Raw genomic sequence first — 19,562 nt, 5'->3', positions numbered from 1 at the left:
TATGTAAAATATAAATGTGACAGTGGTACCATTTCTTCTGAAAGTGGGAACTAGAATGAACAAACAAGAGTTGATTTCAGAAGCAGTCAAAGCAAGAGATTTTGCATATGTACCCTATTCTAAATTCAAAGTCGGTGCAGCATTATTATCGCATGACGGAAAAGTGTATGGCGGCTGCAATATTGAAAATGCAGCATATGGTATGTGTAATTGTGCGGAAAGAACAGCACTTTTTAAAGCGTACTCAGAGGGCATCACATCTTTTCAAATGCTTGCAGTAGTGGCTGATACAGATCGGCCTGTTTCACCATGCGGCGCATGCAGACAGGTCATTTCAGAGCTATGTGCACCTGATATGCCAGTGATTCTAACGAACTTAAAAGGTCATATATACGAAACGACAGTAAACGAACTATTGCCAGGCGCATTTTCACCGGAGGATTTAAATGACTAACGAAAGCTTCAAATCAGGATTTGTATCAATTATTGGAAGACCAAATGTAGGGAAATCGACCTTTCTTAATCGTGTAATTGGACAAAAGATTGCGATTATGAGTGATAAGCCCCAAACGACTCGAAACAAAGTGCAAGGTGTTCTGACAACGAACACGTCACAAACGATTTTTATCGATACACCAGGAATTCATAAACCGAAGCACAAACTTGGCGATTTTATGATGAGGGTGGCTCAAAATACACTCAAGGAAGTCGACCTGATCTTGTTTATGATCAACGCACAGGAAGGCTATGGAAAAGGTGATGAATTCATCATTGAACGACTAAAGCAAACATCGACACCGGTGTTCCTTGTCGTCAATAAAATTGACCAAATTCATCCGGATGAACTGTTCCTTTTAATTGATGAATACCGTACACGTTACCCATTTAAGGAAATTGTGCCAATTTCAGCACTTGAAGGCAACAACATTGATACGCTTCTTCAGCAAATTGAAGGTTATCTTCCAGAAGGCCCTCAATTTTATCCGGCAGATCAAGTAACAGATCACCCAGAGCGATTTATTATTTCTGAATTAATTCGTGAAAAAGTGCTGCATTTAACGAGAGAAGAGATCCCTCACAGTATTGCGGTTGCGATTGAATCGATCAAGCCAGATGAAAACGGCAAGATTCATGTTGCAGCGACCATCGTCGTAGAACGTGATTCACAAAAAGGGATTGTGATTGGTAAGCGCGGCAGCTTATTAAAAGAAGTGGGACAAAAAGCGCGCAGAGACATTGAAGCACTTTTAGGCTCAAAGGTGTATTTAGAGCTTTGGGTAAAAGTGCAGAAGGACTGGCGTAATAAATCCACACATCTTCGTGATTTCGGATTTAGAGAAGACGAATATTAAAAACCGATACAGTTGTTAGTAGATCTGACAATGGTGCGGTTCGATTAGTAAAAATTGTTTATCATGAAATGGAGGTAGCCTGGTCAAGATAAAATTAATATGTTGGATGTAGCGTTGCTGCTTCTAATAAAGAAAGGTGGGGTTTTTATGTTGAATTTTACATGGAACGTATTTTCACAAACAGGAAGCGTTGACACGTATCTGCTTTTCAAAGAGTTAGAAAAGGAGAACCTGGAAAGACCCGATGTACTTGAAGAAGAAATAGCACGACTTGATTTTCCAATCTTATAATTCTTGACCCCCTCCAATGCTCGGAGTGTAGACAAATGCTCATTAAAAGTGAAGGAATCGTCCTTAGAACAACAGATTATGGCGAAACAAACAAAATTGTCACGCTGCTCACTAGAGAACATGGGAAAATTGGTGTGATGGCAAGAGGCGCTAAGAAATCGAACAGCCGCCTGTCAGCCATAAGCCAGCCGTTTTTATACGGAACCTTCCTGATCCAATCATCAACAGGACTTGGAACGCTCCAGCAAGGTGAAATGATGGAAAGCATGCGAACCATTCGGGAAGATTTATTTCTGACTGCATATGCCGCATATATGACAGAATTACTTGATAAAGGAACAGAAGAAAAGAAGCCAAACCCTTACTTGTTTGAACTTCTTCTTCAATCTTTACGCCATCTCAATGAAGGCACAGATGCTGATATTATTTTATTTATCGTAGAGGTTAAAATGCTGTCAGTGATGGGGTTGAAGCCTGAACTGGACCAATGTGTACACTGCGGTCAAAAAGAAGGGCAGTTCCATTTCTCAATTAGAGATAACGGATTCATCTGTAGGCAATGCTTTTCTAAAGATCCATATAAACTGCCCTTATCCCCAGCAGCAGCAAGACTGCTCCGTTTGTTTCATTATTTTGATTTATCAAGGCTTGGTCAGGTTGACGTGAAACCACAAACGAAACAAGAAATTCGTCAAGTGCTCGATCATTATTATGAAGAGTATTCAGGTCTTTATTTAAAATCAAAAAAATTCATGAATCAAATGGAATCCATGAAAAAGCTAATGGACGGTGAAAACAAAAGTTGACATCTCTCGTGACTTTTTGTAAGATCATCTAAGATCAAATATGTTGCATTGACAGAAAGAAGTACTTACGTATCAGCCATAAAAGCGACCTTAGGACGGTGTGAGCTAAGGATGGACACGTAACGAAAGGCATTCTTGAGCAACGTAAAACAAAGCGGCTGGGTGCTACGACACCAGCAAATAGGGTGGAACCGCGGGAAAAACTCTCGTCCCTATGTTTGCAAGGAACCTTGCGAGCATAGAGACGGGAGTTTTTGTGTTTTGCAAAGAGGTTCTAGGCCCCACCGCCATACATAGCGGATGGTGTAAAAAAGATGGAGGTGCGATCATTGAATATTCAAGACATGATTTTGACACTGCAAAAGCATTGGTCAAATGAAGGCTGCGTATTAATGCAGGCATATGACACAGAAAAAGGTGCTGGAACGATGAGTCCATACACGTTCCTCAGAAGCATTGGGCCAGAGCCATGGAAGGTAGCTTATGTAGAACCTTCAAGACGCCCGGCTGACGGCAGATATGGAGAAAACCCAAACAGATTGTATCAACATCATCAATTTCAAGTGATCATTAAGCCATCACCTGACAATATTCAAGAACTGTATCTAGAATCATTGAAGGCGCTTGGCATTGACCCGCTGAAACATGATATTCGTTTTGTTGAAGACAACTGGGAAAACCCATCTCTTGGCTGCGCAGGACTTGGCTGGGAAGTTTGGCTTGATGGAATGGAAATTACGCAATTTACGTATTTCCAGCAAGTCGGCGGTTTAGAATGTAAGCCAGTTTCTGTTGAAATCACATACGGAATTGAGCGTCTTGCTTCTTACATCCAGGACAAAGAAAATGTATTTGACCTTGAATGGACAGATGGCTTTACTGTAAGAGATTTATTCTTAATGGCTGAATACGAGCATTCTGTGTATACGTTTGAAACATCTAATACGGATATGCTGTTCGATTTATTTACAACGTATGAAAAAGAAGCACATAGTCAAATGGACAAAGGGCTTGTTCACCCGGCATATGATTATGTACTCAAATGTTCTCACACATTTAACTTGCTTGATGCCAAAGGCGCGATTTCTGTGACTGAGCGAACAGGCTATATCGGAAGAGTACGTCAGTTAGCGAGAAAAGTAGCCAAAACATATTACGAAGAACGAGAAAAACTAGGATTCCCTATGCTAAAAGAGGAGGCGGCTTCTCATGAATAAACAAGATGTATTACTTGAAATCGGCTTAGAAGAGATGCCGGCTCGTTTCATGCCAGAAAGCACAAAGCAGCTAGGTGACAAAGTAAAAGCTTGGTTCGTAGCGCAAAATATTTCATTCGAAGACGTTGCTTTATTTAATTCACCAAGACGTCTAGCTGTACTCGTCAAAGGTGTTGCAGAAAAACAAGAGGACATCAAAGAAGAAGCAAAAGGACCAGCTAAAAAGATTGCTCAAGATGCTGAAGGCAACTGGACAAAAGCTGCCGAAGGTTTTGCCCGCGGACAAGGCGCTTCAACTGATGATCTGTATTTCAAAGACATCAAAGGTGTGGATTATGTCCATGTCCAAAAGTTTCAAGAAGGTAAGCAAGTCAAAGACCTTCTTCCAGCATTGGGTGACATTGCCGCTTCATTGAGTTTTCCAAAGAACATGAGATGGGGAAGCGAGGATTTACGCTATATCCGTCCAATTAAATGGATTGTTTGTTTATTTGGTCAAGAGATCATTCCTGTCGAAATTGCAGGAGTGAAAAGCGGACGGGAGACTAGAGGACATCGTTTCCTAGGAACGACAGCCAGCATTGACACACCAGCTTCTTATGAGCAAACATTAAGAGATCAATTTGTCATTGTAGATTCAGATAAAAGAAAACAATTAATTACTGAGCAATTACATGCGCTTTCTTCCGAAAAAGGCTGGGTCATTCCAGTTGATCCTGAGCTTCTAGAAGAAGTGAACGATCTCGTTGAATATCCAACCGTTCTATTTGGTTCTTTTGAAGAAGAATTTCTTGCGCTGCCGGAAGAAGTGCTTGTCACGACAATGAAAGAGCATCAGCGTTATTTCCCTGTGAAAAATGAACAAGGGGAATTACTGCCGCACTTTATTACGGTCAGAAATGGAAACAGTGAGGCACTTGAAAATGTGGCAAGAGGGAACGAAAAGGTCCTTCGTGCACGTTTATCAGATGCGGCATTTTTCTATAAAGAAGACGAAAAACTCGTCATTGAAGACAACATTCAAAAGCTTGATAAAGTCGTATTCCATGAGAAACTTGGCACGATTGGCGACAAGCTGAAAAGAGTAACAGACATTGCCGTCCGCCTTGCTAGTCATGTGGGTGCAGATGAAGAAACGTCTAAACGCGCTGCAAGAGCAGCCAGTATTTCTAAATTTGACCTTGTGACTCAGATGGTCTATGAATTCCCAGAACTGCAAGGAATCATGGGTGAAAAATATGCTAGAGCACTTGGCGAGCATGAAGAAGTGGCAAAGAGTATCAACGAGCACTATATGCCGCGTTTTGCCGGTGACGATGCGCCGTCAACACTTATTGGGGCGATTGTGGCAGTGGCGGATAAGTTAGATTCTATTTGTTCATTCTTCTCAATTGATGTCATTCCAACGGGCTCTCAAGATCCTTATGGATTAAGAAGACAAGCGAGCGGTATCGTTCAAATCCTGCTCGACCGCCAATGGAATCTTTCATTTAAAGAGCTTTTAGCACTAGCTCAAGTAGAGACTAAACATGAAGCTGCTCTCATTGCATTTTTAACACACCGTTTGAAATATGTTCTCCAAGCAGAACATATCCGTCATGACGTGGTGGAAGCAGTCCTTGATGTTGAAAATATTGAACCATATGCGGTTGTGAAAAAAGCAGCTGTTCTTGAAGAGAGCGTGAAACAGGAGAGTTTCAAAGAAACGGCTGAGGCACTAGGCCGCGTCATTTCAATCAGTAAAAAAGGGGAAGACGCACAGATTCAGCCTGAACTGTTTGAAAATGAACACGAACAAAAGCTATTTGAAGCGTATCAGCAAGCGGAAAAAGCCGTCAACGAGTATATGGCAAAAGGTCAGTACCAATCAGCACTTGAAGCGCTAGATACATTAAAAGCACCAATTGTTCATTATTTCGACCATACCATGGTTCATGCCGATGATGAAAAACTGAAACAAAATCGTTTGGCACAAATGGTCAAACTTGCAAAAGTCATTCAATCATTTGCGAATATGAACAATTTAATTGTAAAATAAATACCTAAGAACGGTTGCCTTTTTCGAAGGGCAATCGTTTTTTACTCATTTAATTCACGGTTTTTGAGTGGATTTTTGTTTCATTCGGACAAAGATGCGCTATAATATGATGAGTTATGAAATTGATATACATAAAGTAAGGATTCGCTCTCTCTATTTAAAGGTGGTGAGTACAATCGAGTTAAATAAACGGCAAGAGCAGATTTTACAGATTGTCAAAGAGAATGGTCCGATCACTGGAGAGCATATCGCCGATCGGCTGAACTTAACAAGGGCTACCCTCAGACCGGATTTAGCCATTTTAACGATGTCTGGCTTTTTAGAAGCAAGACCAAGGGTCGGCTACTTTTTTACAGGCAAAACAGGCACGCAGCTTCTGGCAGATAAGCTGAAAAAACTTCAAGTGAAAGATTTTCAGTCCATTCCGGTCGTGATACACGAGAATGTTTCGGTTTATGATGCGATTTGTACGATGTTTTTAGAGGATGTGGGCACATTATTCGTTGTGGACGATCACTCTATTTTAACAGGCGTGTTATCAAGAAAAGACCTCCTTCGAGCAAGTATTGGGAAACAAGAGCTTCCATCTATACCTGTCCATATTATTATGACAAGAATGCCGAACATTACCGTTTGCCGCAAAGAAGATTTTATTATGGATGTGGCCAAGCACTTGATTGAAAAGCAAATAGATGCACTTCCTGTTATAAAAGATACGGATAAAGGCTTTGAAGTGGTCGGCAGAATTACGAAAACAAACATGACGAAAATACTTGTTAGCTTATCAGAGAACGAAATTATCTAATTACAGAAGACTGCGAGGGGATGTTATGAGTAATCGCGTAATTTTTGTTGTATCAGATTCAGTAGGAGAAACGGCAGAGCTCGTGGTCAAAGCGGCACTTAGCCAATTTGATGGCGGCTCATCCGACCATTCGAATATTAGAAGAATCCCATATGTAGAGGATGTCGGTACGATTAAAGAAGTGATTTCATTGGCGAAAGCAGATAATGGAATCGTTTGCTTTACTCTTGTTGTTCCAGAAATGCGCCAATTCCTAATAGAAGAAGCAGAAGCGAATGGCGTCATATACTATGACATTATCGGTCCACTTATTGATAAAATGGAGACGGCATATGGAAATGAAGCGAAACATGAGCCAGGTCGTGTACGTCAATTAGATGAGGACTATTTTAAAAAGGTAGAAGCCATTGAGTTCGCTGTGAAATATGATGATGGGCGGGACCCAAGAGGTATTCTAAAGGCTGATATTGTGCTGATTGGTGTATCACGTACGTCTAAGACACCACTTTCTCAATACTTAGCACATAAACGCTTGAAGGTAGCAAACGTTCCGATTGTTCCTGAAGTTGATCCGCCAGAGGAGTTATTCTCAGTTGATCCCAAGAAATGCATCGGCCTGAAAATTAGTCCAGACAAACTGAATCATATCCGTAAAGAACGTTTAAAATCACTCGGTTTAAATGACCGTGCCATTTATGCGAATATCGAGCGGATTAAAGAGGAACTAGAATATTTTGAAAAAGTGGTTGACCGCATTAACTGTCAAGTTGTTGATGTATCGAATAAAGCAGTTGAGGAGACAGCAAATGTCATTCATCAAATGCTGACCAAAAGAGGTTCCGAATAAACTCAGGATGCTCCTCCTGGGTTTTTCCTATGGTGGGAAACGGGTAAACAAAAACAATAGCATATTTGCTGCATTTGTATTATAATAAAAAATTGTGATAAAATGATTGATTTTAGGTTTAAGTTAAGTCAAGAACGAATAAACTAATATTGGCAGAAGTCAAGTGATTCTGAACATAACTTTTCGACAAAATGAGTTTTACTGTTGATTGCTTTATGGGGGAAAAGTATGGTCTTTTTGCTTCTCTAAAGCAGGAATAAGGTGGAGGGATGGAGAATTAGTCACCTGAATGAACGTAAAAAAGAAAGGACGATTTATGTCGATGCAGATGCTTGTCCTGTAAAAGACGAAATCCTTTCTGTCGCATCTCAATTTCAAGTACCTGTGACTTTCATTGCTTCATATGAGCATTTTCAAACCAAACGATCACCACTTGAAGATTGGCGGTTTGTTGATACACATAAGGAAGCAGCAGATTTAGTCATTGCGAACTTAGCTGTCAAGCACGATATTGTTGTCACCCAGGATATTGGTCTGGCCTCCTTACTGCTTCCAAGACAAGTCATTGTTCTGTCTGAAAGAGGACGAATGTACACAAACGAAACAATTGATTTTGATTTGGAACGCAGGCATGTTTCCAGTAAACAGCGAAGAAAAGGTGTATACGGAAAAGGTCCCAAAAAGCTTTTAGAAGAGGATAAAAAGCGATTTATTGCCCAACTACAAAAAATCCTGTCGAATCATGAAGGATTTTTGAATTAAAAGGCGAATAATGTACGACGGAGTGTTATTAGGATGAGCAAACGTATACCAGATGAACTTTTGGAGCAAATCCAAAAAAACGCAGACATTGTCGAAGTGATTGGAGAATACGTACAGCTTAGAAAACAAGGGCGGAATTACTTCGGTCTTTGTCCATTCCATGGTGAAAATACTCCTTCATTCTCTGTTTCAGCAGATAAGCAAATCTTCCATTGTTTTGGCTGTGGTGCAGGAGGCAATGTATTTTCGTTCCTCAGACAAATGGAAGGCTACTCATTTATTGAAGCCGTTTCACATGTTGCTGATAAGTACCATATTGATTTGCCGGATCATGTAGCGAATGCGCAGATCAGTTCCTCACAGCAAGAGGATACAGCAGATCATAAAATGATTGAGGCGCATGAGCTTCTTAAGAAATTTTACCACCATTTGCTGGTAAATACAAAGGAAGGTCAAAACGCACTCGATTATTTAAGGTCCAGGGGCTTTACGGATGAAACAATTGCCAAGTTTGAGATCGGGTATGCTCTCGACTCGTGGGATTTCGTGACCAAGTTTTTAGAAAAACGAGGGTTTGATCCTGCGATGATGGAGAAGGCTGGTCTTTTGATTCAACGAGAAAACGGCACAGGTTTTTTTGACCGCTTTAGAGATCGTGTCATGTTTCCAATTCATGATCATCACGGGACGGTCGTCGCTTTTTCTGGAAGATCACTTGGTGATCAGCAGCCAAAGTATATGAATAGTCCTGAAACGCCACTTTTTCATAAAAGTAAGCTGCTTTATCACTTTCATGACGCGCGTATGCATATTAGAAAACGCGAACGTGCAGTCCTTTTCGAAGGATTTGCTGACGTCATCTCGGCTGTCACAAGTGGTGTTGGCGAAAGTGTTGCAACAATGGGTACGTCTTTAACAGAAGAGCACGTAAAGCTTCTTAGGCGGAACGTTGAAGAGATCATTTTATGTTATGACTCTGACACGGCCGGGTATGAAGCGACCATGAAAGCATCAGATTTGCTTGGAAAAAGAGGATGTAAAGTTCGCGTTGCCATGATACCAGATGGACTTGATCCAGATGATTACATTCGTAAATATGGCGGCGAGAAATTTAGGAATGACATCATAGATGCAAGTGTGACATTAATGACATTTAAGATGAATTTTTTCCGAAGAGGAAAGAATTTGTCTGACGAAGGAGACCGCCTGACTTACATGAAGCAGGTTCTCCGAGAAATCAGCCGATTAAACGGTTCCTTGGAACAAGAGATTTACATGAAGCAGCTGGCCGGGGAGTTCTCCATTTCACTTGACTCATTAAAGGAGCAATTGGAGCTTTTTGAAAAGCAGCAGCGACAAGAGGCCAAGAGCTCGCAAGAAGAAAATGGGCTTGAAAAGCGGCGTGCACATCTGTCAACACAGGTAAGACGAAAACGTCTAAGGCCGGCATATGAAAACGCAGAGCGAATGCTCCTTGCACATATGTTGAAAAATGATGACGTGATCCGAAAAGTGCTTGATAGGATAGGGTTTGAATTTAATATAGATTCGCACAGAGCGCTGGCAACATACATTTATGCATTGTATGAAGAAGGCAAGGAGCCGACCCCGCAGCATCTGATGAACCGTATAGAAGATGATGTGATCAATCAGCTCCTGACGGATATTTTCATGATTCAAGTTGGAGACGAACTAAGTGAAGCTGAATTAAGTGATTATGTAAAAAAAGTGTTGAATCATCGGAATTTGTCAATGATAAAGGAAAAAGAACTAGAACGTGCAGAGGCGGAGAGGCAAAAAGATTTCTTCAAAGCGGCAACACTTGCAAAAGAAATTATTCAGTTGAACCGTTCGCTGAAGTAATACGTCTACTATTTATGACAAGACTTACGGCTGGCAATGAATCCTTTAATGGGAGGAGCATAAGACCGCAAGCATCTTGCCTTCATCATTATTTATTTTATTCCTATTTGCTCATTCTGTTTGATAGAGAGAGAAAGGCAGAGCAGAAGCAAATCGCAAGTTACTTTAGAATTCGTTGCAAGCTTTGGAAGGAGGGATCCATAATGGCTGATAAACAAGCCCACGAAACTGAAACTGAATTAACCTTTGAACAGGTGAGAGATAAGCTCACTGAAACGGGTAAAAAACGGGGCGTTTTAACATACGAAGAAATTGCAGAGCGTATGTCTAGCTTTGAAATTGAATCAGACCAGATGGATGAATACTATGAATACTTAGGCGAACAGGGTGTAGAACTCATCAGTGAAAACGAAGAGACTGAAGACCCAAATGTTCAGCAGCTGGCTAAGGCAGAAGAGGAATTTGACCTGAATGATTTAAGCGTACCACCAGGTGTCAAAATTAATGATCCTGTTCGTATGTACTTAAAAGAGATCGGGCGCGTCAATTTGCTATCTGCGAAAGAAGAGATTACGTATGCTCAAAAGATTGAAGAAGGCGATGAGGAATCAAAAAGAAGATTAGCGGAAGCGAACCTTCGTCTCGTTGTCAGCATTGCGAAACGTTATGTTGGTCGTGGTATGCTGTTCCTTGACTTGATTCAAGAAGGAAACATGGGGCTCATGAAGGCGGTTGAGAAGTTTGATTACCGCAAAGGATACAAATTCTCAACATATGCGACTTGGTGGATTAGACAGGCGATCACACGTGCGATTGCCGATCAGGCGAGAACAATCCGGATCCCGGTTCATATGGTGGAAACCATTAATAAATTAATCCGTGTTCAAAGACAGCTTCTACAAGATCTAGGTAGAGAACCAACGCCAGAAGAAATTGCGGAAGACATGGATTTAACACCAGAGAAAGTAAGAGAAATTCTTAAAATTGCGCAAGAGCCAGTATCTTTAGAAACACCTATTGGTGAGGAAGATGACTCGCATCTTGGTGATTTTATCGAAGACCAAGAGGCGACTTCTCCATCAGACCATGCTGCCTATGAGCTCTTAAAAGAGCAGCTTGAAGATGTATTAGATACGCTAACGGACCGTGAAGAAAATGTGCTGAGACTGCGTTTTGGACTAGATGACGGAAGAACACGCACATTAGAAGAGGTAGGAAAGGTGTTTGGCGTAACAAGAGAGCGCATTCGCCAAATTGAAGCGAAAGCTCTTCGTAAATTAAGACACCCAAGCAGAAGTAAACGATTAAAAGACTTCTTAGAATAGAAACCGGACGGATCTTGAGAGAGATCCGTTCTTTCTTCATCAAAATGAAAACGCTTTTTTGATCTGATTATATTTTACTGAATAACAAATGAATTTGCAACGTTCTTAGAGAAAAGATGTATAAAAAATACATCTAAATGTGCTGAAGGCTTCTTTTCTCATTTTGAATCATTTTTGTCTAATCTGTGAACTTGACCAAAGTTTTGTATCATAATTCGTTTACTTTTTGTAAAATTAAAGTAGAATTAGAATTGTTTGCATAGTCTCAAAGGGGTTTTTCACAAAGGGGAGGATGAAAGAAATGAAACGGAATCCACTTATACCATTCTTATTGATTGCCATTTTAGGTATTGGACTCACTTTTTTCTTATCAATGAAGGGGCTGAAAGATGAAGACAAAATTGCCTCTGGGGGCAAAGAGCAAAAGCAAGAAGAGACCGCAAATGCAACGCCGGAAGAATTGTATAAGCAGAACTGTATTAGCTGTCATGGGGAAAACTACGAAGGTGGCGCTGGTCCTGCATTAAAAGGTGTTGGCGACAAGCTTGAAGTAGCAGACATCAAGAAGAAAATTCAAGAAGGCGGAAATGGGATGCCGGGCGGGCTAATTCCGAATGAAAAGCTCGATGAAATGTCAGAATGGGTATCCAAAATTAAATAATAAAGCGCAAAAAGCTCTTTTTCATCAGAAGAGCTTTTTTCATTTGAAAACGACTTTTAAAAAGTCCATAATTTATATAAGATAGACAAGTATGAACATTAAAGAAAAGTAGTGATATGGATGAATGAAATGAATTTGTCAAAACGATTAAAAAGAGTCGCAGACTTTTTACCAAAAGAGGCGGTCTTTGCTGATATTGGCTCAGATCATGCCTATTTGCCATGTTATGCGATATTACATCATAAAGCATTGAAAGCCATTGCTGGTGAAATTACTGATGGACCGCTTCAATCTGCGAAGCAGCAAGTACATAGGCTTGAATTAGATGAGCAAATTTCAGTCAGAAAAGGAAATGGCCTTGAAGTGATTGAAAAAGGCGAGGTAAATGCTGTCACGATTGCAGGGATGGGCGGAGCACTTATTGCAAGCATTCTAAATGAAGGTAAACACAAGCTCACAGGGCAGGAGAGGCTTATTCTTCAGCCTAATATTCATGCTCACCATATTCGTTTATGGCTCTATCAAGAGGGGTATGAACTGATGGATGAAGTGATTTTAGAAGAGGATGGCAAAATATACGAAATCATCATTGCCGAAACTGGCGACAAAGATAAAGCCTATGAAGGCATGTCGATTGAAAAAGGCATGCTCGTTGGTCCGTTTCTCGCCAAAGAGCAAAATGATGTCTTCCGGCGCAAATGGATGAATGAGCTTCAGCACATGGAGCATATAGAAGGCCAGATTCAACAAGCAGCGCCGACGGAAGAGAACAAAGAACGTCTCAAAGAGCTGAATGCGAAAATAAAAATGCTAAAGGAGGTTTTGACTGTTGGCTAAAACAGTGAACGGGCATGAAATCATCCAATTATTTGAGCAATTCTCACCAAAGGCATATGCGGTGGAAGGTGATAAAATTGGGCTCCAGATTGGAACGCTGAATAAAAAAGTGACCAATGTCATGATCACCTTAGATGTATTAGAAAATGTGGTAGATGAGGCAATTGAGCGGAAGGTGGATCTCATTATTGCCCACCATCCGCCAATTTTCCGTCCATTAAAACATGTGGCGACAGATCAGCCGGCGGGACGGATCATTGAGAAATGCATCAAACATGATATTGCGGTGTATGTAGCACATACAAACCTGGACGTGGCTGATGGAGGAGTCAATGACTTGCTTGCAGACGCTTTAGAGCTCGGGGAAACAAAAGTGCTAGTTCCAACATACGAAGATCCAATTAAGCAGCTAGCCTTGTATGTCCCAGTGGAATTTGAAGAGGCCATCAGGACGGCTTTAGGAAATGCGGGAGCTGGCCATATTGGCAACTACAGTCATTGCGCTTTTTCAAATGAAGGGACAGGCAGTTTTCTGCCATCAGAAGAAGCTGTGCCATTTATTGGTGAGACGGGTAAATTGGAATTTGTGAAAGAAGTACGAATCGAAACCATTTTCCCAGCGAGTATTGAAAAACAAGTGATTCGTGAAATGATCAAAGCACACCCTTATGAAGAAGTGGCTTACAGTGTACACACGACAGATCTTCCTCCTATTCAAAAAGGCCTTGGGCGTATTGGAGAATTAAAAGAACCTATGACACTTAAAGACTTCACTCAATTTGTGAAAACGAAGTTAGATGTGAATGGAGCGCGTTTTGTAGGAGATCAGGAAGCGGTCGTGAAAAAAGTAGCTGTGCTTGGAGGAGACGGAAATAAATATATCCATCAAGCGAAAAGAATGGGTGCAGATGTGTACGTGACTGGCGACCTTTATTTCCATGTCGCTCACGATGCCATGATGCTCGGACTGAATGTAGTGGACCCGGGTCATTACGCAGAAAAGATCATGAAAGAGGGCGTGAAGACAAAGCTAGAATCGCTATGTATAGATAAAAAATATGATGTACAATTCTTTGTATCAGAATCAAACACAAACCCGTTTCAATTTGTGTAAGCAAAAACGTCAGAGCATAGCAGCTCTGACGTTTTTTTATTTCTTTGTTTTCACGCGAGGTAATATCTTAGAAAGAGGAACCGTCCGTTCAATTTTCCATGTTGATTCATCATCAGGTTCGTAGTTTTCTAAGAAACGAATGACTTCTTTTGTAATAGGTGTAGGTGTGGAAGCACCTGCAGTAACGGCAACTGTTTTTACCCCTTGGAGCCATTCAAGCTTTAACTCACTGAGATCACCAATTCGGTAAGCCTGCGTTCCTGCAATCTCCATTGACACTTGCGCCAGACGATTTGAGTTATTGCTTTTTGGATCGCCGACCACAATGGTCAGATCGGCTTGGCCTGCTTGCTGTGACACAGCTTCCTGACGTACCTGTGTCGCAAGGCAGATTTCTTGATGGTACTCGACGTGAGGATATTTTTCTTTAATGAGCTCCATCAGATCATGAACATCCCACTGAGACATTGTCGTCTGATTGGTGATGAGTAGTTTATCTGACGTTAAATCGAGCGCTTTAATATCAGCTTCTGTTTCGACAAGGTGCACTTTGTCAGGTGCAACACCGACGGCTCCTTCTGGCTCAGGGTGCCCCTTTTTCCCGATATAAATAATGTCATATCCATCAGCTGTTTTTTCTGAAATGAGTTCATGTGTTTTCGTGACATCTGGACACGTCGCATCAATGGCGACAAGGCCTTTTTCTTCTGCAATTTGACGGACTTCAGGAGATACGCCGTGAGCGGTGAAAATCACTGTGCCACTTTCAACCTGTTTTAAAATATCCAGACGGTTTGGTCCGTCCAGTGTGTAAATTCCATCTTCTTCGAAGGCATCTGTGACATGTTTGTTGTGCACAATCATACCTAATATATAAATTGGGCGTGGCAAGTTTTTATCAAGTGCGGCATTTTTAGCAATGACCATTGCATCTACAACGCCATAGCAATAGCCACGCGGCGAAATTTTAATTACATTCATTTATTCGTCCTCCTGTAGGGAAGTGCTGCTAGAGAAGAACAATATAAAAAGCCGTGAAAAACGGCTTTTGATCATTCTCTTCCTTCATTATAGCCAAAGTAAGCGCATATATCAAAGATTGTTATACATGGGAAACACTTCGCCTATAAAAGATCACTAGACATATAGTTTCGGAATGGAACTGCCCGATCTTTTTTTCGGTTTTGCTTCAGGAGCAGCTGATGTGTGTACAGTCCCTTTTTTGACAAGGATGTCCTCTGGTTCTTCTTCTTTTCCTTCTTCTATTTCATCATCAACCGGTGCTGCTTGTTCGTGCGGAACGTCTGTTTCTGCAGTGATTTCTTTTGGTTCTTCGTCTGCATCATTCGTATTTGTTTCATCATCATCCGCACTGCCAAGCTGGCTATAGAGTTTAATCATGGCAGGCAAATTTCTGACTAAAGGACCGTATTGCTGAATCATAGGCGTGAATTGCTGCGCCATTCCGAGTACTTTTTGAACATTTCCTAACATGCTTGAAAGGTTCGCAGGGTTTGCGAAGCTCTGGATTCCTTGTAATCCCGCACCACCTCCAGCTCCAGAGATCCCTGCTCCTCCAGCTCCAGGAAGAAATTTTGCCAGCATGCCCTTAATTCCGGCGCCGCCTAGTGCACGGCTTTCGCCTCCAGGAATGCCACCCATCCCGCGTAGACCGCCGCCTTGTACAGACGGAGAGCGAGGCATCATTTGTTGAAATTGGTTGCCTTGCCCTTGAAAAGGCTGTTCGATCGGAGCCTGCTGTCTCCGTTGAAAAATCCCGGGCTGTCCGCCATTTCCAAGGTGCCGGCGTGAGGGGCGATGCGGCTGAAAATCGCCCATAGGCCTTTGCCCTAACATACTTGTACCTCCCTTACTGCATTCTCTTTCTCTTCATAGGTTATGCAAGGAAGTATCATTTGGTTTCCTGTGAGAAAAGCGGACATGGTTTTTTTGCTGAAAATCAGCTATAATGAGGAGATGAGCAAAAAGGCATTGCCTTAAGGAGTGAAAACATGAAAGAAACGAAATTTACGACATATGAATTAAAGTCTTTTATTATAGATGCTATTCATGAACTGGGCTTTTATGAGCCGACTGATATTCAAAAAAGAATCATCCCTGCTGTTTTAAAAGGTGAAAGCGTGATTGGACAGTCTCAAACAGGGACAGGGAAAACCCATGCGTATTTATTGCCGCTTATTCATTCAATTGATCCAAGCAAAGAGCAAGTACAAGTGGTCATTACTGCACCAACACGAGAATTAGCGAATCAAATTTTTAAAGAAGCACAAACGATCTTAAAAAATACGCCTCCAGAAGAAGAAATCAAGGCAAAGCTTTACATTGGCGGAACGGACAAGCAGAAATCCATTCAAAAGCTAAAGAATCAGCCGCACTTAGTGGTCGGCACTCCTGGACGTATTGCTGATCTTATTCATGAGCAAGCGCTGAATGTGTACAAAGCAACATCTCTTGTCATTGATGAAGCAGACCTTATGCTGGATATGGGCTTTTTAGAAGATGTGGATCGTATTGGTTCACAAATGCCAGAACAGTTGCAAATGCTCGTGTTCTCAGCAACTATTCCAGAAAAATTAAAACCTTTCCTCAAAAAATATATGGATAATCCGAAATATGCACATGTTGAACCGAAACGAATTACGGCTGAAAACATTCAGCATATTTTAGTTCCATCTAAACAGCGTGATAAATTAAAATTACTTCATGAAATGGTGACGAATGTACAGCCTTATTTAGGGATCATCTTTGCCAATACGAAATCAACTGTTGATGAGATTGCCTCATTCCTACAAGAAAAAGGAATGAAAATTGGGGTACTTCATGGTGGTTTAACGCCTCGTGAACGTAAAAAAGTGATGAAACAAATTGAAGATTTGGAGTTCACATATATTGTGGCATCTGATCTTGCTGCCCGCGGGATTGATATTAAGGGCGTCAGCCACGTGATTAACTATGAGCTCCCATCCGATCTTGATTTTTATGTTCACCGTGTGGGAAGAACGGCTCGCGCTGGTTCATCTGGCATTGCAATGACCATTTATGATCTCGCTGATGAGGATGCACTCGTTCAAATTGAAAAAATGGGTGTTGTGTTTGAAAACAAAACGATTGTTCATGGCGAATGGCGAGATGCAGATGATCGTTTGAAGCGTCAAAGACGTAAAAAAGCACCAAATGAAATTGAAGAAAAAGCAAAACGCCTTGTCAGAAAACCGAAAGCCGTCAAACCTGGATATAAAAAGAAAATGACACGTGAGATGGATAAGATCAAAAGACAAGAACGTAGAAAGTCAAAGCGTAACGGAAAGTAGGGGGACACATTGTTGAAGATTGGATCACATGTATCCATGAGCGGAAAACATATGCTTCTTGCAGCGAGTGAGGAAGCTGCCTCTTATGGTTCAAATACTTTTATGATTTATACAGGTGCACCGCAAAATACGCGCCGTAAAAAAATTGAAGATCTCAATATTGAAGCTGGACAAGCGCATATGAAAGAGCATGGTATGACAGATATCGTCGTTCATGCACCGTATATTATCAATATTGGGAACACAGTGAATCCAGCGACATTTGAGCTTGGAGTGGATTTCCTTCGCTCTGAGATAGAGCGTACAGAAGCGCTAGGTGCAAGACAAATTGTTCTTCATCCAGGTGCGCATGTCGGAGCAGGTGCAGATGCTGGAATTCAAAAAATCATTGAAGGCCTCAATGAAGTCATTGTGAAGGGGCAGGAGGTTCAAATTGCGCTGGAAACAATGGCGGGAAAAGGATCAGAGTGCGGAAGAAGCTTTGAAGAGCTTGCCCAAATTATTGACGGTGTGACACATAACGAAGCACTTTCTGTTTGCTTTGATACGTGTCACACGCACGATGCAGGTTATCCCATTGTGAGTGATTTTGATGGAGTATTAGAAGAATTTGATCGAATTGTCGGGATCGACAGAATCAAAGTTCTTCATATTAATGATAGTAAAAATGTACAAGGCGCAAGAAAAGACCGACATGAAAATATCGGTTTTGGAGAAATTGGTTTTGATGCCCTGAGCTATATCGTTCATCATCCACAGCTTCAAGATGTGCCGAAGATTCTAGAAACGCCTTATGTAGGTGAAGATAAAAAGAACAAGAAACCACCTTATAAATTCGAAATTGCGATGCTGAAAGAAAAGCAATTTGATGAAGGTTTACTAGATAAGATTACGGGTCAATAAAAAGTGCATGCAATGTGATGAGGTGCCGCTAAATGCGGCCCTTTTTTGCCTAATTTGTGAATTGATTAAACAGATCATTGACGGTCTGTGCTGTCTGCTTAGACGTAATCGCCTCCACTTGCTTAAGCAGCCGGTTGCGCTCTGCATCGTTAAAAATATTGACGTTTTTCCCATTCATGAGTTTGGCGACCTCAGTAGCCTGATTGGATGTTAAACTGACCCCATACTGTTTCGCATACCTTAACAAGTCATTTGCTGTGATCTGATTCAGACGCTGCAACACAATTTTTTGAATTAAAATCAATTCCATTCCTCCCCTCTGTATCAATGTATGGGCGAAAACGGAAAATGTGCAAAAAATTTTATTTTACTCTGTGAAATGATAAAATAGTAAAGTGAATAAAATGTTCATTGAAAACTAAACATGTGTAGAAGGGAGAACGTATGGCAAATAGTAAACAGCATAAAAAGGAATCAGTGCCTCATTTTATTTTGAGAATTTTTCTGATTCTAGTAGGAGCTGCATGTGCGGCAGTCAGCATTGAATTATTTTTAGTGCCAAACAATATTATTGATGGAGGCATCATCGGTATTTCGCTTATTTTGGATTATCTTTTTACGGATAACCCATTCATTAATTTTGCGACGATTGTTGTCATTTTAAATATTCCATTTATGATATCAGGATACAAACATATTGGGAAAACCTTCTTGATTTCCACTGTGATTGGGATTGTCAGCTTGGCCGTGATTGAATCTTCACTCCATCATGTAGAAGCATTTACGACGCAGCCGATTTTAGCTACTGTATTTGGAGGGCTATTACTCGGGTTTGGCGTTGGGCTTGTGATACGGAATGGAGGCTCAATGGACGGAACGGAAATCTTAGGAATTCTTCTGACGAAAAAAATTCCTTTCTCCGTCGGTGAGTTTGTCATGATCGTCAATGTGTTCATTTTTATTTGGGCAGGCTTTGTCTTCGGACCAGAGCAGGCTATGTATTCTGTCATGACATATTATTTGGCAATGAAAACAATTGATGCTGTCATTCAAGGACTAGATGAAACAAAAGCTGTCATTATCGTTTCGGATTATTATGATGAAATTTCAGATGCGATCCTTCATCGTCTCGGCAGGGGAACCACCAAGCTTAGAGGAAAAGGCGGTTATACCGATGAAGAAAAAGATGTCATTTACGCCGTCGTGACAAGACTTGAAATTACGAAGCTGAAATCTATCGTGTTTGAAATTGATGGTCAAGCCTTTATTACGATTATGGATACGCATGAAACAAAAGGCGGTAAATTCAAAACAGCCATTCATTAGCTTTTATTTTACTTTTTTATCTTTCTTTTATATAATGAAATGTATGTATGGACAAAGAAAATGGCTTTTGCCATTTTCTTTTT

General features: G+C 41.0%; 20 protein-coding genes. 17 read left to right on the top strand and 3 right to left on the bottom strand.

What is annotated here, in order from left to right; translation table 11 throughout:
• Positions 1-55 precede the first annotated feature (55 nt).
• The 14 genes from V7L95_RS18385 (at position 56) to V7L95_RS18320 (ending at position 13,918) form a co-directional block, all read left to right on the top strand.
• Complete coding sequence (locus V7L95_RS18385; RefSeq protein WP_008342410.1) at positions 56-454, top strand: cytidine deaminase; 399 nt, start codon at positions 56-58, stop codon at positions 452-454.
• Positions 447-1,352, top strand: coding sequence for a GTPase Era (era, locus tag V7L95_RS18380; RefSeq protein ID WP_007501305.1), 906 nt, complete (start codon positions 447-449; stop codon positions 1,350-1,352). Before V7L95_RS18385 ends, era begins: the two co-directional genes overlap by 8 nt.
• Positions 1,353-1,499: 147 nt before the next feature.
• Positions 1,500-1,643, top strand: coding sequence for a YqzL family protein (locus V7L95_RS18375; protein WP_008342408.1), 144 nt, complete (start codon positions 1,500-1,502; stop codon positions 1,641-1,643).
• A 35-nt stretch (positions 1,644-1,678) separates the two neighbouring features.
• A complete protein-coding gene (gene recO / locus V7L95_RS18370; protein ID WP_007501304.1) occupies positions 1,679-2,449 on the top strand; it encodes a DNA repair protein RecO in 771 nt (256 codons plus the stop codon).
• 329 nt (positions 2,450-2,778) lie between these two features.
• Positions 2,779-3,666 carry a glycine--tRNA ligase subunit alpha gene (gene glyQ / locus V7L95_RS18365; protein WP_003217487.1) on the top strand — a complete coding sequence of 296 codons (888 nt, stop codon included), beginning with the start codon at positions 2,779-2,781 and terminating at the stop codon, positions 3,664-3,666.
• Entirely contained in the window at positions 3,659-5,704 is a 2,046-nt protein-coding gene (gene glyS, locus V7L95_RS18360) for a glycine--tRNA ligase subunit beta (RefSeq protein ID WP_282833853.1), read from the top strand. The genes glyQ and glyS overlap by 8 nt, the downstream gene beginning before the upstream one ends.
• Before the next feature lie 166 nt (positions 5,705-5,870).
• On the top strand, positions 5,871-6,509 hold the full coding sequence (locus V7L95_RS18355) for a helix-turn-helix transcriptional regulator (RefSeq protein WP_024423017.1): 639 nt from the start codon (positions 5,871-5,873) through the stop codon (positions 6,507-6,509).
• A gap of 25 nt (positions 6,510-6,534) precedes the next feature.
• Positions 6,535-7,356 (top strand): pyruvate, water dikinase regulatory protein, encoded by an 822-nt coding sequence (locus V7L95_RS18350; RefSeq protein WP_108611178.1) that lies wholly within the window; start codon positions 6,535-6,537, stop codon positions 7,354-7,356.
• A 261-nt stretch (positions 7,357-7,617) separates the two neighbouring features.
• Positions 7,618-8,118 carry a YaiI/YqxD family protein gene (locus V7L95_RS18345; RefSeq protein ID WP_008342395.1) on the top strand — a complete coding sequence of 167 codons (501 nt, stop codon included), beginning with the start codon at positions 7,618-7,620 and terminating at the stop codon, positions 8,116-8,118.
• Between the two features lie 33 nt (positions 8,119-8,151).
• Positions 8,152-9,981 (top strand): DNA primase, encoded by a 1,830-nt coding sequence (dnaG, locus tag V7L95_RS18340; RefSeq protein ID WP_008342393.1) that lies wholly within the window; start codon positions 8,152-8,154, stop codon positions 9,979-9,981.
• A gap of 203 nt (positions 9,982-10,184) precedes the next feature.
• A complete protein-coding gene (gene rpoD, locus V7L95_RS18335; protein WP_008342392.1) occupies positions 10,185-11,306 on the top strand; it encodes an RNA polymerase sigma factor RpoD in 1,122 nt (373 codons plus the stop codon).
• Positions 11,307-11,607: 301 nt separating this feature from the next.
• The gene (gene cccA, locus V7L95_RS18330; protein ID WP_008342390.1) at positions 11,608-11,967 is read left to right on the top strand and encodes a cytochrome c550; all 360 of its coding nucleotides are present in this window, start codon (positions 11,608-11,610) and stop codon (positions 11,965-11,967) included.
• A 120-nt stretch (positions 11,968-12,087) separates the two neighbouring features.
• The gene (locus V7L95_RS18325) at positions 12,088-12,804 is read left to right on the top strand and encodes a tRNA (adenine(22)-N(1))-methyltransferase TrmK (RefSeq protein WP_046344003.1); all 717 of its coding nucleotides are present in this window, start codon (positions 12,088-12,090) and stop codon (positions 12,802-12,804) included.
• On the top strand, positions 12,797-13,918 hold the full coding sequence (locus V7L95_RS18320; protein WP_340967679.1) for a Nif3-like dinuclear metal center hexameric protein: 1,122 nt from the start codon (positions 12,797-12,799) through the stop codon (positions 13,916-13,918). Before V7L95_RS18325 ends, V7L95_RS18320 begins: the two co-directional genes overlap by 8 nt.
• 36 nt (positions 13,919-13,954) lie before the next feature.
• On the opposite strand, the gene V7L95_RS18315 is transcribed toward V7L95_RS18320, so the two are convergent.
• Both V7L95_RS18315 and vrrA read right to left on the bottom strand, forming a co-directional pair.
• Positions 13,955-14,899: a 4-hydroxy-3-methylbut-2-enyl diphosphate reductase gene (locus V7L95_RS18315; RefSeq protein ID WP_007501283.1), complete on the bottom strand. Its 945-nt coding sequence runs from the start codon at positions 14,897-14,899 to the stop codon at positions 13,955-13,957.
• Between the two features lie 156 nt (positions 14,900-15,055).
• Entirely contained in the window at positions 15,056-15,775 is a 720-nt protein-coding gene (gene vrrA, locus V7L95_RS18310) for a VrrA/YqfQ family protein (protein ID WP_125590943.1), read from the bottom strand.
• Between the two features lie 155 nt (positions 15,776-15,930).
• Here vrrA and V7L95_RS18305 point away from each other — a divergent pair, with 155 nt between their 5' ends.
• Both V7L95_RS18305 and V7L95_RS18300 read left to right on the top strand, forming a co-directional pair.
• The gene (locus tag V7L95_RS18305) at positions 15,931-17,250 is read left to right on the top strand and encodes a DEAD/DEAH box helicase (protein ID WP_024718822.1); all 1,320 of its coding nucleotides are present in this window, start codon (positions 15,931-15,933) and stop codon (positions 17,248-17,250) included.
• Between the two features lie 9 nt (positions 17,251-17,259).
• On the top strand, positions 17,260-18,153 hold the full coding sequence (locus V7L95_RS18300; RefSeq protein ID WP_017358005.1) for a deoxyribonuclease IV: 894 nt from the start codon (positions 17,260-17,262) through the stop codon (positions 18,151-18,153).
• Positions 18,154-18,202: 49 nt separating this feature from the next.
• Here the strand turns inward: V7L95_RS18300 and V7L95_RS18295 are convergent, their stop codons facing one another.
• Positions 18,203-18,457, bottom strand: a complete 255-nt coding sequence (locus tag V7L95_RS18295) for a DUF2624 domain-containing protein (protein ID WP_076822215.1) — start codon at positions 18,455-18,457, stop codon at positions 18,203-18,205.
• Between the two features lie 140 nt (positions 18,458-18,597).
• On the opposite strand from V7L95_RS18295, the gene V7L95_RS18290 reads away from it, so the two are divergent.
• Entirely contained in the window at positions 18,598-19,479 is an 882-nt protein-coding gene (locus V7L95_RS18290) for a YitT family protein (RefSeq protein ID WP_007501276.1), read from the top strand.
• Positions 19,480-19,562: the final 83 nt, after the last annotated feature.

This window comes from Bacillus sp. PPSBB_11, from assembly GCF_038023285.1.
GTDB classification, from domain to species: domain Bacteria; phylum Bacillota; class Bacilli; order Bacillales; family Bacillaceae; genus Bacillus; species Bacillus altitudinis.
Note: the sequence above shows the minus strand (reverse complement) of the source record. Positions and strands in the feature narration are given on the sequence as shown.

Excerpts from the sequence above, each read along its gene's own strand:
- V7L95_RS18350 (WP_108611178.1), top strand. The coding sequence starts at position 6,535 with ATGAGTAATCGCGTAATTTTTGTTGTATCAGATTCAGTAGGAGAAACG.
- vrrA (WP_125590943.1), bottom strand. The coding sequence starts at position 15,775 with ATGTTAGGGCAAAGGCCTATGGGCGATTTTCAGCCGCATCGCCCCTCA.
- era (WP_007501305.1), top strand. The coding sequence starts at position 447 with ATGACTAACGAAAGCTTCAAATCAGGATTTGTATCAATTATTGGAAGA.
- V7L95_RS18305 (WP_024718822.1), top strand. The coding sequence starts at position 15,931 with ATGAAAGAAACGAAATTTACGACATATGAATTAAAGTCTTTTATTATA.
- cccA (WP_008342390.1), top strand. The coding sequence starts at position 11,608 with ATGAAACGGAATCCACTTATACCATTCTTATTGATTGCCATTTTAGGT.
- V7L95_RS18315 (WP_007501283.1), bottom strand. The coding sequence starts at position 14,899 with ATGAATGTAATTAAAATTTCGCCGCGTGGCTATTGCTATGGCGTTGTA.
- recO (WP_007501304.1), top strand. The coding sequence starts at position 1,679 with ATGCTCATTAAAAGTGAAGGAATCGTCCTTAGAACAACAGATTATGGC.
- V7L95_RS18375 (WP_008342408.1), top strand. The coding sequence starts at position 1,500 with ATGTTGAATTTTACATGGAACGTATTTTCACAAACAGGAAGCGTTGAC.
- V7L95_RS18385 (WP_008342410.1), top strand. The coding sequence starts at position 56 with ATGAACAAACAAGAGTTGATTTCAGAAGCAGTCAAAGCAAGAGATTTT.
- glyS (WP_282833853.1), top strand. The coding sequence starts at position 3,659 with ATGAATAAACAAGATGTATTACTTGAAATCGGCTTAGAAGAGATGCCG.
- V7L95_RS18290 (WP_007501276.1), top strand. The coding sequence starts at position 18,598 with ATGGCAAATAGTAAACAGCATAAAAAGGAATCAGTGCCTCATTTTATT.
- V7L95_RS18325 (WP_046344003.1), top strand. The coding sequence starts at position 12,088 with ATGAATGAAATGAATTTGTCAAAACGATTAAAAAGAGTCGCAGACTTT.
- rpoD (WP_008342392.1), top strand. The coding sequence starts at position 10,185 with ATGGCTGATAAACAAGCCCACGAAACTGAAACTGAATTAACCTTTGAA.
- dnaG (WP_008342393.1), top strand. The coding sequence starts at position 8,152 with ATGAGCAAACGTATACCAGATGAACTTTTGGAGCAAATCCAAAAAAAC.